Source organism: Labrys sp. (in: a-proteobacteria), from assembly GCF_047605565.1.
GTDB classification, from domain to species: Bacteria; Pseudomonadota; Alphaproteobacteria; order Rhizobiales; family Labraceae; genus Labrys; species Labrys neptuniae.
Window position 1 is genome coordinate 12360 of record NZ_JASGFM010000055.1, and the last position, 15244, is coordinate 27603.

Consider the following 15244-nt stretch of genomic DNA (forward strand, 5'->3'; position numbering starts at 1 on the left):
ATAATCCTTGCTATGAAATATCCTGCCGACGTCGCGGAGCGGACGCCTCCGTCAGTCGATGACCATCACGGCACGGCGCGACAGTCTCGGCAGCACCTTGCGGAACACCTCCGGTGCCACGGCGACGCAGCCGGCGGTCGGCGCGTTGTTCTCACGGGAAACATGCCAGAAAATGGCGCTGCCCCGCCCCCTGACGATCGGTGCATCGTTCCAGCCGAGCGGCACGATGACGTCGTAGAGCCGGTCTCCGCGGGCCAGCCTTTCCTCGGCGTTCTGGTCGAGGGGGCGCTGGATCAGCGTGTTGTAGCGTCGGTCGCAGGCGTCGTCGCACCAGGCATCCTGCGGGCGAATGGCGCGGAAGGGCAATTGGCTGGGAATGCGGGGGGCGCGGTCCAGCCGCTGGAACAGACCGCGGAGCGGCAGCACGGCCCGGGGGGTGACGCCATCTCCCTCCCGTTTGGTGACGGCAATGCCGCTGCGGCCCAGCACGCAGGGATAGGAAACCCCGCCCACCGTCAGGCGGCCACGGCTGCGCGAAAGCGGGGATGCCTGCACGCGAATGAGATCGATCTTGTGCTTCAAGGGCCGACTTCCAAATTTTTCACCGCAAATCCCTGTCGAAAGTGCCGTCATGCGATTCACAAATCATGGCGCACGCCGTCATAATGCGATAGAGCGCTAAAGCGTTTTGCGATTTGTCGGAATCACCAAGAATCGTAAAGACGCGTCAAGACAAAGAGCCGGAGCAAAAGGGCGTTTTCGCTAAAACGCGCTCTGCTTTGGTATTCAAAGCGCGAAAGCATACCGGGTTTCCTGCCGCGCACGCCGAGCGCCCTGGCAGATTCCTCCTGATCGATCGCTTTCGCCTTCTGGGGAATGTCATGTCCGGCAGCCGCAAAATTCTGATCGTCGACGATGATAATGAACTGCGCCAGGCGCTGGCCGAGCAATTGGCGCTTTATGACGAATTCGAGATCGATCAGGCCGAATCCGCCAGCCGCGCGGTCCAGATCGCCAAGACAGACCATCTCGATCTGGTGATCATGGATGTCGGCCTGCCTGATATGGATGGGCGGGAAGCGGTCAAGCTGCTGCGCAAGAACGGCTTCAAGTCACCGATCATCATGCTGACCGGCCATGATTCCGATGCCGATACCATTCTTGGCCTCGAAGCCGGCGCGAACGACTATGTCGTCAAGCCCTTTCGCTTTGCCGTGCTGCTGGCGCGTGTGCGCGCCCATCTGCGCCAGCACGAGACGAGCGAGGATGCCGTGTTCAACATCGGCCCCTTCACCTTCAAGCCGGCCTCCAAGCTCCTGTTGACCGACAAGGGTTCCAAGGTCCGGCTGACCGAGAAGGAAACCTCGATCCTGCGCTATCTCTATCGTTCTGGCCAGAAGGCGGTGCAGCGCGATGTGCTGCTGCAGGAGGTCTGGGGCTATAATTCGGGCGTGACCACCCATACGCTCGAAACCCATATCTACCGCCTGCGGCAGAAGATCGAGAAAGATCCCTCCAACGCGGCCTTGCTGGTGACCGAGGGCGGCGGCTACAAGCTCGTGCCGTGAGATCGTCACTGCACGTGATCGTGTGGCTGGAATCTCGTCATTGCGAACGCAGTGAAGCAATCAAGGGGGCAGGGTCCCAGCCCTTTGCCTGGATTGCTTCGTTACGCTCGCAATGATGGTGTGAATTATTGTTTGCGCGTAGGACGTTTCCTTCCGAACCCAAGGCCGCAGATGGCGCTCGAAGACGATATGGCATTGCTGGAAAGAGTGGCGCTGTTCCGCTCCATGGACCGTGATGCCCTGCGCCTGCTCGCCTTCTCGTCCGAGACCAGACGGCTGCGTGCCGGCGACACGCTGTTTCGCAAGGACGACATCTCCGAATATGGCTTCGTCGTCGCCTCGGGCGCGATCACGCTGATCGACGACGACGTCGCCACTGCCATCGTCGGACCCGGCACCCTGATCGGCGAAATGGCCCTGCTGTCGGAAACCCGCCGTCCCACCACGGCGATCGCGCGGGAGGCCAGCGTGGTGCTGCGCGTGTCGCGCCAGATGTTCAGGCGCACGTTGGAGGAATATCCGGCGACGGCGGCCCGCATCGCCGACGAGGTTCGCCGCCGCGTGCAGGACATGTCGAGCGAGCTGGCCGGGGTGAAGGACCGCCTGCGCCGTATCGGCATCGACCATCATGACGAGGAAAGCTGATTCGCTCGCTTTTCGTTCCAGTGCTGTTCGCTTTCCTAAAGTGTTGGCTGCAATAGGCTCAAGTTGTTCCACTGCGGGACATGCACCTGTGTCGTTCAGCTACGGTTCAGCCGCTGCCTGCTAAATTCGATACCCAGAAACCCTCATTGTTTCGACGCGTCTTTACGGTGCCTGGCGTTATTACCGAGCCGTAAAACGGTCAAGGAGAGTGCAGGATGAGAACGCCTATCGGGTTGATCTTCGCAGCTTGCTTTGCTGCGATTGGTTTCTTTGCGACCGCCCAGAGTTCATCGGCCATGCCCATCGCCCCCGCCGGCCAAACCAGAGCCGACGGTCAGGCGCTGAATAACGGCTTGGTCCAGACTATCCGCCATCGCCGCCATTGGCGTCCCTATTACCGCTACCATTACCGTCCCTATTACAGGCGCCATTACTACCGCCCCTATTATCGCCCCTACTACCGGCGTCATTATTATCGGCCCTATTACCGTCCCTATTATCGCCCCCGCTACTATCACCATCGGGGCTGGGGATGGGGCCATCGCCGTTGGCATCGCTGGTAGGAGCGCGCTTCGTCACCTAAAGACGACGTGGTTCGCGGGCCGGTCTCACGACCGGCCCGTTTTTTGCCGGACGAAGTCGGTGATTCGGGCGCCCTTTGTTCCATGCCCGTACCAGGCCTTAAGCTGCGCTGCCGAAAACCAGGCCGGGTGGCCCATTCCGGGAATTAATCCATGCCGGCCGGAAGGAAGTGGCTGCAACGCTTTCTCCATGGACGAAGGGAGGCAGGTGCGAAGCTGCATTGCTCGGCGCGAGGCTTTCGGGGATTGCGGAACGCGGCCCGGCGGGACGGTCGGTGATTCGCTCCCGCTTCGTTCAAAGGCCGTTCCCAACATTAACGACCCACCACGAAATGCCGAAAGCTCGACCCAAAATGGGAACGAGTTCCTCGCATTGCCGGCATTGGCCAGGCCCGTCCTTAACCCTGTTCAGACATGGCGCACCAATCGTGCATGCCTGCCGACGACAGACGAGTGAAGCGGGAATTTCGCCCGGGCAGCGATTCGGGCGCCTTCCGTTCCAGTCTCGTTCGGGGGGTTAAATTTCGGCCATTCACGCCCATATTTGCGTTTCATGGCGAGACAGAATGATATGTGTCTGGTACCAGAATGCAGGAAATGCGCACAAAAGCCGTATTTCCTTGACGTCGCGGGGCATTGGGTGTCTGGCGAATCCTGAAAACGGGGTGCTCCGGCTTCCCTCAAGGCGTCTTGAGATTTGACCAAAGCAGGCCAAATCTCAAAGACGCTCTGGCCAATCGATTGGATTGGCTTGGAAACAACGAGTTAGAGCCAGGAAGCGTTGCCGCCGAAACGCGCTTTGCTCTGCGAAATGACGCCCGAAAGACCGCCGACCTTGATGCTGCCTCCCATCCTGCCCCCATCCGTGCGCGCCCGCGGTGTTACAGCGGTGCTGGGGCCGACCAATACCGGCAAGACCTATCTGGCCATCGAGCGCCTGCTCGGCCATGGCGCCGGTATCATCGGCCTGCCGCTGCGGCTGCTGGCGCGCGAGGTCTACAACAAGCTGGTGGAGCGTGTGGGCGCCGAGTTCGTGGCGCTCGTGACCGGCGAGGAGAAGATCAAGCCCGACAAGGCCCGCTATTGGGTGGCGACGGCGGAGGCCATGCCGCGGGACCTCGAAGTGCCGTTCGTGGCGCTCGACGAGATCCAGATCGCCGCCGATCTCGAGCGCGGGCATGTCTTCACCGACCGGCTGCTCAACCGGCGCGGCACGCATGAGACGCTGCTGCTCGGCTCGGCGACGATGAAGCCGATCGTCGAGAAGCTGATCCCGGGCGTGAATGTGGTGACGCGGCCGCGCCTGTCCCATCTCCTGTTCGCCGGCGACCGAAAGCTGACGCGCCTGCCACGGCGCACCGCCATCGTGGCCTTCTCGGCCGACGAGGTCTATGCCATCGCCGAACTGATCCGCCGCCAGCGCGGCGGCGCCGCCGTGGTGCTGGGTGCCCTGTCGCCGCGCACCCGCAATGCCCAGGTGGCGATGTATCAGAACGGCGATGTCGACTTCCTGGTCGCCACCGACGCCATCGGCATGGGCCTCAATCTCGACGTTGACCATGTCGCCTTTGCCGGCGACCGCAAATTCGACGGCTACCAGTTCCGCCGCCTGACGCCCGCCGAGTTCGGCCAGATCGCCGGCCGCGCCGGGCGCCATGTCCGCGACGGCACCTTCGGCTCGACCGGGCGCTGCGATCCGTTCGAGCCTGAACTGGTGGAGGCCATCGAGGGGCATTCCTTCGACAGCGTTAAAGTGCTGCAATGGCGCAATCCCGCCCTCAATTTCTCTTCGCTGGAAGCGCTGCAGGCCTCGCTGTCGGCAACGCCCGAGGAGCAAGGACTGACCCGGGCTCCCGACGCCGACGACATCCGGGCCCTGTCCATCCTCGCCCGTGACGAGGAGGTGAGGCGCCTCGCCAAGGGCAGCCAGGCGGTGGCGCGGCTGTGGGAAGTGGCCGGCTTGCCCGACTATCGCAAGATTTCCCCTCATTCCCATGCCGACATCATCACGAATCTCTATGGATTTTTGATGCGGGAGGGTAAGGTCCCGGACGACTGGTTCGCCCGTCAAGTTGCCATGTCGGATCGGACCGACGGCGACATCGATACGCTCTCGACGCGTATCGCCCATATCCGAACCTGGACTTTTGCGGCAAATCGGCTTGACTGGCTGAAAGACCCCGCTCATTGGCAAGGTGTGACACGCAGTGTGGAGGACAAGCTCTCCGACGCATTGCATGAACGGCTTGCCCAACGCTTTGTCGACCGTCGCACCAGCGTGCTGATGCGGCGCCTTAGAGAAAACGCCATGCTTGAGACTGAAATTACCAAAACCGGCGATGTGATTGTCGAGGGACAACATGTCGGAACGCTGCAGGGTTTCCAGTTCGCGCCCGACCCGAGTGCCGGCGACGGTGAGAGCGGCCGCGCCTTGCGGGCCGCGGCGGCCAAGGCTCTGGCAGGCGAGATCGACGCGCGCAGCCAGAAATTCGCGCAGGCGCCCGATACCGAATTCGCCCTGGCGGCGGATGGCACGGTGCGCTGGATCGGCGAGCCCGTGGCCAAGCTCATCGGCGGGGAGAAGCCGCTGACGCCGCGCATCCGTTTGCTGGCGGATGAGCAGCTGACGGGCCCGGCCCGCGATTCCGTGCAGACGCGGCTCGATATCTGGATCGGCAACCACATCACCCGCTTACTCGGGCCGCTGCTGCTGCTCGACAAGGCCGAGGACCTGCAAGGCTTGGCCAAGGGCATCGCCTTCCAGCTCGTCGAGGCACTGGGCGTGCTCGATCGCTCCAAGGTGGCCGAGGACCTCAAGCAACTCGATCAGAATCAGCGCGCTTCGCTGCGCAAGCATGGCGTGCGCTTCGGCGCCTATCACATCTATCTGCCGATGCTGATGAAGCCGGCGCCCCGCGCGCTCGCCGCGCAGTTGTGGGCTCTCACCCATGGCGGCCTCGACCAGAAGGGGCTCGACGAGATCCCGCATCTGGCGGCCTCGGGCCGGACCTCCATGCCGGCCGACAAGACCATCGACAAGGGGCTCTATCGCCTGGTCGGCTATCGCGTCTGCGGCGAGCGGGCGGTGCGCGTCGACATTCTCGAGCGCCTCGCCGACCTCATTCGCCCGGCGATCGCCTATCGCCCCGGCACCACGGTGGGCCAGCCGCCGGCCGGTACCGCCGATGGGGATGGTTTCGTCGCCACCGTGCAGATGACCTCGCTGGTCGGCTGCTCGGGCGAGGATTTCGCCTCGATCCTGCGGGGCCTGGGCTATCGCTCCGACAAGCGCAAGGGCCCGGCGATCACCCAGGAAATCCGGCTGCCGGCGCCGACCGAGCCTGCCGCGCCCGTCGAGGCTGCCGCGGCTGAGGCTGCGGACGGTGCTGAGGCTGCCGAATCGAGCCAGGAAGCCGCTCCGACGCCCGCCGAGATCGATGCCATGGAGGCGATCGGCTCGCCGCCGCATGAGCACAGCTTCCAGGAAGTCGCCGAGGCTGCCGGAGAGGCGGTGAGCGACGCGCCGGCCGACGACACGCCCAGCGCCGAGGCTCCGACCGAGGAAGTGCAGATCGCGGAGGCCCTGGCCGAGGAAGCCCAAGGCAAGGAAGCTCAAGCCGAGCAGATCCAAGGCGAGCAGGTCCAAATCGAGCAAGTTCAAGCCGAGCAGGCTCAGGTCTCCGAAGCCCCGGTCGAGGAAACGGCCGGAGCCGAGACTGCGGCTCCTGAGGAGCCCGCTGAGGCAAGCGAAGGCATCGAAGGTGCAGAGGCTGCGACCACGGCCGAAACCTCCTCCGAGACGCCCGCCGCCGAGGCGGCGGTCGAGGAAGTACCTGAGATCGAGGTCTGGCGACCGGCACGCTTCGAGCGGCACCAGCGTCCGCATCACCATGGCCGTCCCCAGCATGGCAACCGCCAGCCCGGCGCCGAGCGCAAGCCGGAGGCAGGCGGCGGCTTCCGCCGTGGTCGTCCGGCGCCAGCGGAAGGCGCAGCTCCTGCCGAAGGTACGGAGGCCCGGCAAGGTGACCGGCCCAACCGCTTCGACCGGCCGCGCCGCGATGATCGCGGCAATGGCCGGCCGCGGGAGGACAGGGGCTTCGGCGAGCGCAAGCAGGGTAGCGAAGGCGGGCGGCCCCGGGGGGATGCCCGTCCCGACCGCGGACCGCGTCCCGATCGTGGCCCGCGGCCCGATCGGCAGGAGCGGGGCGGCGACCGCCCGCGCAACTGGTCGAGCGACTCCAAGCCGCAGGGAGGACGCGAATCCAATCGCGCGCCGGATCCCAATTCGCCTTTCGCCAAGCTGCTCGCCCTCAAGGAGCAGATGCAGGGCGGCAAGCCGGACAAGACCTGATCCACAGCGTTTTGCGATTTGACGGAGTCACCCCGAATCGCAAAGACGCGTCTGAACGCGTTTTGCTCTAGGGAACCGACTTATGAGCCAGGCCGGAAGCCAGGATCGTCTTCGGATCGACAAATGGCTCTGGCACGCACGCGTGGTGAAGACACGCTCCTTGGCCGCGAAACTGGTGACGGACGGTCATGTCCGCCTCAACGGCACGCGCACGGATAGCCCGGCCAAGGCCGTCAAGGTGGGCGATGTGCTCACCATCGCCCTGGAGCGTACCGTCCGGGTCTATCGCGTTCTCGCCTTGGGCGATCGACGCGGCCCGGCGAGCGAGGCCCAGACGCTCTACGAGGACCTGTCACCCGAGCCGCCGGGCCGGCTGGCGGTGACCTGAGGCCATCGGCAATCCCGGTATAGGCGGCCTTTGCGCGGTTGAAGCAGAATTGGTGTGTCGGTCTGGAGATCGACACACTAGTCCGGGGCCTTATCGATTCGGTCCATAATCCCTATATTCGTGATAGACAGGATGGACTTTGTCCTGCGTGGAGCGAATCGGGCAATGCTGACGAACAAGGGCAAATATGGTCTCAAGGCGCTGGCGCACCTCGCCAGCCTGCCGGCCGGCGAGACGGCGCAAAGCCAGGAAATCGCCGAAGCCAACCGCATTCCCAAGAAGTTTCTCGATGCGATCCTGGGCGAGTTGCGCGTGGCCGGCATCGTACGCTCCAAGAAAGGCAAGGGCGGCGGCTACATGCTGGCGCGCGAAGCCAGCCAGATCAGCGTCGGCAATGCCATCCGGGTTCTCGACGGCCCGCTCGCGCCGATCGCCTGCGCCAGCCACACCGCTTATCAGCCTTGCCTCGACTGCCCGGATGTTCCAGGTTGCACCGTACGCCTTTTGATGCGGCGTGTGCGGGACCTCTCTTCCAACCTGCTCGACAACATGTCGGTGGAAGAGATGCGTCAGGCAGGGGGCGGGGAACAAGAGCTGACCTATTCGATTTGAACTCCCTGCGGCCCTTGAGCCCGAACCGGCACGGCCAAGTGCCGGACGGGTCCATTTGTTGTCATGAATATGGAGAGCATTCATGGAAAAACGTGCGATTGGACGGTCGGATCTGTCGGTTGCTCCGCTTGGCCTGGGTGGCAATGTCTTTGGCTGGAGCGCGGATGAGAAAGCCTCCTTCGCCGTCCTCGATGCTTTCGTCGGGGGTGGTTTCAACCTGATCGACACTGCCGATGTCTATTCATCCTGGGTTCCCGGCAATCAGGGCGGCGAATCCGAGGTCATCATCGGCAAGTGGATGAAGGCTCGCGGCAATCGCGCCGACATCGTGCTCACCACCAAGGTCGGCTCGGAAATGGGGCCGGGCAAGAAGGGCCTGTCGCGCGACTACATCGTCCAGGCGGTGGAGGACTCGCTCAAGCGCCTGCAGACCGACTATATCGACCTCTATCTCTCCCATTGGGAGGATCCGGAGGTCGAACTCGAGGAAACGCTGGGCATCTATGCCGAGCTGGTCAAGGACGGCAAGGTGCGGGTGATCGGTAATTCCAATCATAGCGCCAATACCATGTTCAAGGCGCTGGCGATCAGCACCAAGGAGATGTGGCCGCGTTTCGAGAACCTGCAGACGCAATATAATCTCTATGATCGCTCCGGTTATGAGCGCGAGCTCGAGGCTTTCTGTCTCAAGAACGAGATTGGCGTGACCAGCTATTTCTCGCTGGCCAAGGGCTTCCTGTCCGGCAAATATCGCAGCGAAGCCGATTTCGCCAAGAGCAATGCGCGTGGCGGCGACATGGGCACCTACCTCAACGAGCGTGGCCTGCGCATCCTCGCCGCCCTGGACGCGGTGGCCGAGGCCAAGAACGCCACGCCCGCCCAAGTCGCCATTGCCTGGCTGATTGCAAGGCCCGGTATCGTCGCTCCGATCGCCAGCGCCACCAGCGTCGAGCAGCTCTCCGACCTGATCAAGGCGACCGAGCTCAATCTTGGTTCGGCCGAGATCGAGCAGCTCACCAAGGCGAGCGCATAATTTTCCTGTCGCTGTCGAAAGCGAACGGGATGGCGCGTCATTGTCATGCCGGCGCATCATGCGCCGGCGGAGACAGGAGGAACCCATGCAGTTCGCAATTCTGATCTACAGCAGCGAAGAAGCCATGCTGAAGGCGGATCCCGCCAACAAGCAGCAGATCCTGGCGGCCTATCAGGCCTATACGCAGGCGCTCCAGTCGGCCGGTGCCCTCGGCCCCTGGAGTCGCCTGCGCCCGACGGCTTCGGCCACCACCGTGCGCATCGCCGACGGCAAGACCCAGGTGCTCAACGGGCCCTTCGCCGACACACGCGAGCAGCTCGGCGGCTTCTATATCATCGACGTGCCGGACCTGGATGCCGCGATCGGCTGGGCGGCGCGCTGCCCGAGCGCCGCCATCGGGACCATCGAGGTCCGGCCGATATGGGACCCGAAGGACTATTGAGCGAACGGCCCGAGCCGGTGTCTTCAGCCCCCGCGGCCGAGCTTGCCGAAATCGTGGCGCGACGCAGCTATGGCCGGCTCGTCGCTCTTCTCGCGGCGCGCTCCGGCGACATTGCGGGGGCCGAGGATGCCCTGGCCGACGCCTTTGCTGCGGCCATGGAACATTGGCCGGCGGGCGGCGTGCCCGCCAATCCCGAAGCCTGGCTGCTGACCGCGGCCCGGCGCCGCCAGATCGATGCGGCCCGCCGCGCCAGGCTGCGCGGCGAAAAGGCGGACGAGGTCAGCCGCCATGTCGAGGCCCTCGCCTCGGAGCAGGGCGAGCGGCATGCCGTGCCCGATGAGCGCCTGCGCCTGATGTTCGCCTGCGCCCATCCCTCCCTCGATGCCACCGTACGTGCTCCCCTGATCCTGCAGGTGATATTGGGGTTCGATGCCGGCGCGATCGCCAGCGCCTTCCTGGTCTCGCCCGTGGCGATGAGCCAGAGACTGGTACGGGCCAAGGCCAAGATCAAGCAAGCCGGCATCCCTTTCCGCATCCCGGAGCCCGACGAGTTGCCCGGCCGTCTCGACGCGGTGCTGGAGGCCGTTTATGCCGTCTATGCCGAAGGCTGGGCCGATCCGGAAGGGGCTCATGCCCGCGAGCGCAATCTGTCGACGGAGGGGATCTGGCTCGGCCGGCTGCTGGCCTCGCTCCTGCCCGGCGAGCCCGAAGTGCTCGGACTGCTGGCCCTGATGCTGCACGCCGAAGCGCGGCGGGCGGCGCGCCGCGGCCAGGATGGCGATTATATTCCGCTGGAGCAGCAGGACACCGCGCTCTGGGATGCGGGGCTGATCGAGGAGGCCGAGGCCTTGCTTGCCCGGGCCGGCCAGGTCCGCCAGATCGGCCGCTATCAGCTGGAAGCCGCGCTGCAATCGGCCCATGCCCATCGACGCATCTGCGCGACGACGGACTGGGCCGCGATCGTCACATTGTATGAAGCCCTGGTTCTACTGACAGCTTCTCCAGTGGCCGCCATCAACCGGGCCGTGGCGCTCGCCCGCCTCATGGGGCCGCAGGCTGGTCTGGCTGCACTTGACGAGGTCGCCGGTGACGGACGCATCGTCGATTACCAGCCCTATTGGGCCGCGCGTGCGGACTTGCTGGTGCGGGCCGCCAGACCGGAGGAGGCCCGCAATGCCTATTTGCGGGCGATCGGCCTGGAGAGCGATCCGGCCATCCGCCGCTATCTGCAGGCACGCCTGGCGGATTTGGCGGCGTGACTGCGCAGCGAGGGAGGAGGGCGGATATCGTCGCCCGCTCTTGCTCTCTACGTCGCGCACCCCCTAACCCTCTCCCCGTAGGAGCGTGGTGAGGGCGCAACGCAGCCTTGGCGAAGCGGAGCGAGCGGGCAATGCCCGCGAAACGCGCTCAGGATTGCTTGGCGAAGGTCTCGTCGAAGGAATAGCCGGCACCGCGCACGGTGCGGATCGGATCGATCTCGCGCGTGCGGTTCATCGCCTTGCGCAGGCGGCCGACATGCACGTCGACCGTGCGCTCGTCGATATAGACGTCGCGGCCCCAGACGCTGTCGAGCAACTGCTCGCGCGCGAAGACGCGTCCCGGTGCCTGCATCAGGAATTCGAGCAGGCGAAATTCGGTCGGGCCGAGGCGGATCTCGCGATTGCCGCGATGGACGCGCTTGGTCTCGCGGTCGAGGGAGATGTCGCCGGCCTTGAGAAGGGAGGCGACGTGATCGGGCTTGGCCCGGCGCAGCAGGGCACGCACGCGCGCCGAGAGCTCGGGCACGGAGAAGGGCTTGACGACATAGTCGTCGGCGCCGGTGGCCAGACCCCGCACGCGCTCGGTTTCCTCGCCGCGCGCCGTGAGCATGATTACCGGCAGGCGCTCGGTTTCCGGCCGCATGCGAATGCGCCGGCACAATTCGATGCCGGACAGGCCCGGCAACATCCAGTCGAGCAGAACCAGGTCCGGCACGCTTTCGCGCAGGCGGATCTCGGCGTCGTCTCCGCGTGCGACGCTATCCACCTCATAGCCTTCGGCTTCGAGATTGTAGCGCAGCAGCAGGGTCAGCGCTTCTTCGTCCTCGACGATCAGAACCTTGGGAGGCATGGCCTATCCCTTGTTATTTAGCCGGCACAGGAAGGTCGACGAGATCGGTGCTGTTGTCCGCCTTGGGCCGCTCTCCGGCCGGCGATTCACCGGTCACGAGATAGTGGACCGTCTCGGCGATGTTGGTGGCGTGGTCACCGATGCGCTCGATGTTCTTGGCGCAGAACAGCAGATGGGTGCAGAAGCCGATATTGCGCGGATCTTCCATCATGTAGGTCAGCAATTCGCGGAACAGCGAGGTATACATCGCATCGATCTCGCCGTCCGAGCGCCAGACCGAGAGGGCTTCCTCGACATTGCGTTGGGCGAAGGCGTCGAGCACCTGCTTGAGCTGCTCGAGTACCAGGTCGGCCATGTGGTCGAAACCGCCGAAGAGCTGGGCCGGCTGGGCGTGACTGTGGATGGCCACCACGCGCTTGGCGACATTCTTGCCGAGGTCGCCGATCCGCTCGAGGTCATTGGCCACCCGCAGGGCCGAGACGATCTCGCGCAGGTCGAGAGCCAGCGGCTGGCGCTTGGCGATGATCAGGATGGCCCTGTCCTCGACCTGGCGCTGCAACTTGTCGATCGCGGCGTCGAGATCGATCACCGCCTTGGCGCGCTGGGTGTCGCGCTTGAGCAGGGCTTCGACGCTGTCGGCTACGCTCTTCTCGGCATAGCCACCCATTTCGGCGATCATGTTGCGCAGCTCGCGCAGTTCCTGGTCGAAGGATGTAACGATATGGTCGGACATGCCGCCTCCAAATGAATTCGACGCTGGCCGAGGGATCAGCCGAAGCGGCCGGTGATGTAATCCTGCGTACGGCTGTCGTTCGGGGTGGTGAACATCTTGTTGGTCTGGCCGACTTCGATGAGGTCGCCCAGATAGAAGAAGGCCGTCACATCCGCGCAGCGCGCCGCTTGCTGCATATTGTGCGTGACGATCACGATGGTGAAGTCTCGCTTCAATTCGTCGATCAATTCCTCGATCTTGGCGGTCGAGATCGGATCGAGCGCGGAGGTCGGCTCGTCCAGCAGGACGACTTCGGGCTTCACCGCGATGGTACGGGCGATGCACAGGCGCTGCTGCTGGCCGCCGGACATGCCTAGGGCTGAAGCGTGCAGGCGGTCCTTGACCTCGTTCCACAAGGCGGCCTTGGTCAGGCACCATTCGACACGCTGGTCCATCTCCGCCTTGGAGATGGATTCATGCAGCCGCACGCCGAAGGCGATGTTGTCGTAGATCGACATCGGGAAGGGCGTGGGCTTCTGGAACACCATGCCGATGCGGGCGCGCAGCACCGCCGGGTCGATCTCCTTGCCGATGACGTTCTGGCCGTCGAGCAGCACGCGGCCCTTGGCGGTCTGCCCCGGATAGAGGTCGTACATGCGGTTGAGCACGCGCAGCAGAGTCGACTTGCCGCAGCCGGAGGGACCGATCATGGCGGTGACCTGCCGGTCGATCATGTCGAGATTGATGGCCTTGAGCGCATGCTTCTCGCCATAATAGAAGTCGAGATTCTCGACCTTGAGCTTCACGGCGGCGGCTGGATCGGCGAGGGGGCGTTCGGCAACCGCGATGGAGGCTTGGGGGGTAGCGGACATGGGAGCACTCATTTCTTGGGAGCGAGCACGAAGCGGGTCAGGATATTGAGCGCCAACACGCCGGCGGTGATGAGGAGGGCGCCGCTCCAGGCCACCGAGACGGCCTTGGGATCGGGGTAGGGCGCGAGCTGGTAGATGGCAGCCGGCAAGCTGGCAAAGGCATTGCCGAGATTGAGCGACCAGTTGGAATTGCCGAAGGCCGTGAGCAGCAGCGGTGCGGTCTCGCCGGCGGCGCGGGCCAGGGCCAGCAGGATGCCGGTAACGATACCGGTGCGAGCCGAGCGCCAGGTCACGAAGGTGATGACCTTCCACATCGGCGATCCCAGGGCAAAGGCGGCTTCACGCAGGCTGATCGGCACCAGCGCCAGCATGTCCTCGGTGGTGCGCACGACCACCGGCAGGATGATGATGGCCAGCGCCACCACACCGGCCCAGCCGGAGAACCCGCCCGTCGCCACCACGATCATCTGGTAGACGAACAGGCCGATCAGGATGGACGGCGCCGAGAGCAGGATGTCGTTGATGAAGCGCACCGCATCGGCGAATTTGCTGCCGCGGCCGGCCTCGGCCAGGAAGGTGCCGGCCATGATGCCGATCGGCGCACCGATCAGGAGGGCGAGCAGTACCATGACGAGAGAGCCGACGATGGCATTGCGCAGGCCGCCATCGGCCATGTCCTTGGTGAAGAGGTCCATGGTCAGCGAGGGCAGACCCTCGCGCAGCAGCGTGAACAGGATCCAGGCCAGCGCCAGCAGGGAGATCGCGGCAAAGCTGATCGAGACGACCTTGTAGGCATAGTCGAGGGCGCGGCGGCGGGCGAGACGGGCGCTGCTTTGGGCGAGATGGGCCATGATGCTCTCCCTTACTTGGCGTTGGTGCGCACGAGCATGCGGGAGATCGCAAGCACGATGAAGGAAATCACGAAGAGCACGAAGCCCAGCTCCAGCAGCGACTGGCTGCGCAGCGAGCCGGCCGGCGCGTCCGGGAATTCGTTGGCGATGGTGGAGGCGATGGTCGCGCCCGAGGAGAACAGCGAGGCCGATATTCGGTTGGCGTTGCCGATCACGAAGGTCACCGCCATCGTCTCGCCCAAAGCGCGGCCGAAGCCGAGCATGACGGCGCCGACCAGCGCCGTGCGGCCATAGGGCACCGAGACGTTGCGGAAGACTTCATAGGTGGTGGCACCGACGCCATAGGCCGATTCCTTCAGCATGGCGGGCACCGATTCGAGGATCTCGACGAACATCGCGGTGATGAAGGGAATGATCATCAGGGCCAGGATGATGCCGGCCGTGAGCATGCCGGCGCCGTTGGTGGGGCCCTTGAACAGATAGCCGAGCACCGGCACGTGCGAGAGGACGGAGATGATCGGCGGGTAGATCGTCTGGGCCAGGATCGGCGCCACGATCAGCGACCCCCACATGCCGAAGATGATCGACGGCACGGCCGCCAGGAGCTGGATGGCGATGCCGATCGGCCGCCGCACGCTCTGGGGCGCGATCTCCGTGAGGAAGAAGGCGATGCCGAAGGACATCGGCAAGGCAATGATCAAAGCGAGAATGCCGGTGAACAGCGTGCCGTAGATCATGACGCCGGCGCCGAATTTCTCGGTGACGGGGTTCCAGGCGGTGGACCAGTAGAAGCTCGGCCCGAAATGGGCCAGCGCCGGCCAGCCGCCATAGAAGAGCAGCACGACGATCGAGCAGAGCAGGATCAGCACGAGGGAGCCGCAGCCATAGAGGGCGGCCTTGAAGATGGGATCCAGGTTGGCGCCCGGAACCGTCTTGGCCCCGGGCGAGGGAGAACCCTGCGCGACCTTTGCGGCCGAGTTGGATGCGTCCAGCGAGGAGTCGGCTACGGCGCTCATGGCGATGTTCCAGCCTGTGATTCGATCAGGGACGACGACCCGGCGCAGAACTGCGCCGGGTCGG

General features: G+C 64.5%; 15 protein-coding genes. 9 read left to right on the plus strand and 6 right to left on the minus strand.

The window, feature by feature from the left end; genetic code table 11:
- Nucleotides 1-51: 51 nt before the first annotated feature.
- Complete coding sequence (locus tag QM672_RS29810; protein WP_415086949.1) at nucleotides 52-582, minus strand: L,D-transpeptidase family protein; 531 nt, start codon at nucleotides 580-582, stop codon at nucleotides 52-54.
- Between the two features lie 299 nt (nucleotides 583-881).
- Here QM672_RS29810 and QM672_RS29815 point away from each other — a divergent pair, with 299 nt between their 5' ends.
- The 9 genes from QM672_RS29815 (at nucleotide 882) to QM672_RS29855 (ending at nucleotide 10879) form a co-directional block, all read left to right on the plus strand.
- Nucleotides 882-1568, plus strand: a complete 687-nt coding sequence (locus QM672_RS29815) for a response regulator transcription factor (RefSeq protein ID WP_105864259.1) — start codon at nucleotides 882-884, stop codon at nucleotides 1566-1568.
- A 171-nt stretch (nucleotides 1569-1739) separates the two neighbouring features.
- Nucleotides 1740-2213, plus strand: coding sequence for a cyclic nucleotide-binding domain-containing protein (locus QM672_RS29820; protein ID WP_367625307.1), 474 nt, complete (start codon nucleotides 1740-1742; stop codon nucleotides 2211-2213).
- Between the two features lie 215 nt (nucleotides 2214-2428).
- Nucleotides 2429-2776 carry a hypothetical protein gene (locus QM672_RS29825; protein ID WP_415086952.1) on the plus strand — a complete coding sequence of 116 codons (348 nt, stop codon included), beginning with the start codon at nucleotides 2429-2431 and terminating at the stop codon, nucleotides 2774-2776.
- An 856-nt stretch (nucleotides 2777-3632) separates the two neighbouring features.
- Complete coding sequence (locus QM672_RS29830) at nucleotides 3633-7145, plus strand: helicase-related protein (RefSeq protein WP_415086974.1); 3513 nt, start codon at nucleotides 3633-3635, stop codon at nucleotides 7143-7145.
- 82 nt (nucleotides 7146-7227) lie between these two features.
- Nucleotides 7228-7533 (plus strand): RNA-binding S4 domain-containing protein, encoded by a 306-nt coding sequence (locus QM672_RS29835; RefSeq protein WP_394313816.1) that lies wholly within the window; start codon nucleotides 7228-7230, stop codon nucleotides 7531-7533.
- Between the two features lie 165 nt (nucleotides 7534-7698).
- Complete coding sequence (locus QM672_RS29840; protein WP_068299180.1) at nucleotides 7699-8145, plus strand: RrF2 family transcriptional regulator; 447 nt, start codon at nucleotides 7699-7701, stop codon at nucleotides 8143-8145.
- An 82-nt stretch (nucleotides 8146-8227) separates the two neighbouring features.
- Nucleotides 8228-9178: an aldo/keto reductase gene (locus QM672_RS29845; RefSeq protein WP_311944219.1), complete on the plus strand. Its 951-nt coding sequence runs from the start codon at nucleotides 8228-8230 to the stop codon at nucleotides 9176-9178.
- Nucleotides 9179-9263: 85 nt separating this feature from the next.
- The gene (locus QM672_RS29850) at nucleotides 9264-9620 is read left to right on the plus strand and encodes a YciI family protein (protein WP_311944220.1); all 357 of its coding nucleotides are present in this window, start codon (nucleotides 9264-9266) and stop codon (nucleotides 9618-9620) included.
- On the plus strand, nucleotides 9617-10879 hold the full coding sequence (locus tag QM672_RS29855; RefSeq protein ID WP_415086955.1) for an RNA polymerase sigma factor: 1263 nt from the start codon (nucleotides 9617-9619) through the stop codon (nucleotides 10877-10879). Before QM672_RS29850 ends, QM672_RS29855 begins: the two co-directional genes overlap by 4 nt.
- Nucleotides 10880-11027: 148 nt before the next feature.
- Here QM672_RS29855 and phoB read toward each other — a convergent pair whose 3' ends face one another.
- Genes phoB through pstC form a run of 5 tightly spaced genes read right to left on the minus strand, consistent with a single transcriptional unit; the run spans nucleotide 11028 to nucleotide 15180 of the window.
- Nucleotides 11028-11729 (minus strand): phosphate regulon transcriptional regulator PhoB, encoded by a 702-nt coding sequence (phoB, locus tag QM672_RS29860; RefSeq protein ID WP_068299173.1) that lies wholly within the window; start codon nucleotides 11727-11729, stop codon nucleotides 11028-11030.
- Nucleotides 11730-11742: 13 nt separating this feature from the next.
- Entirely contained in the window at nucleotides 11743-12462 is a 720-nt protein-coding gene (gene phoU, locus QM672_RS29865) for a phosphate signaling complex protein PhoU (RefSeq protein WP_068299159.1), read from the minus strand.
- Between the two features lie 35 nt (nucleotides 12463-12497).
- Nucleotides 12498-13325, minus strand: coding sequence for a phosphate ABC transporter ATP-binding protein PstB (pstB, locus tag QM672_RS29870; protein WP_311944223.1), 828 nt, complete (start codon nucleotides 13323-13325; stop codon nucleotides 12498-12500).
- The gene (gene pstA, locus QM672_RS29875) at nucleotides 13322-14164 is read right to left on the minus strand and encodes a phosphate ABC transporter permease PstA (protein WP_311944224.1); all 843 of its coding nucleotides are present in this window, start codon (nucleotides 14162-14164) and stop codon (nucleotides 13322-13324) included. Before pstA ends, pstB begins: the two co-directional genes overlap by 4 nt.
- A gap of 11 nt (nucleotides 14165-14175) precedes the next feature.
- Complete coding sequence (gene pstC, locus QM672_RS29880; RefSeq protein WP_311944225.1) at nucleotides 14176-15180, minus strand: phosphate ABC transporter permease subunit PstC; 1005 nt, start codon at nucleotides 15178-15180, stop codon at nucleotides 14176-14178.
- Between the last annotated feature and the right edge of the window lie 64 nt (nucleotides 15181-15244).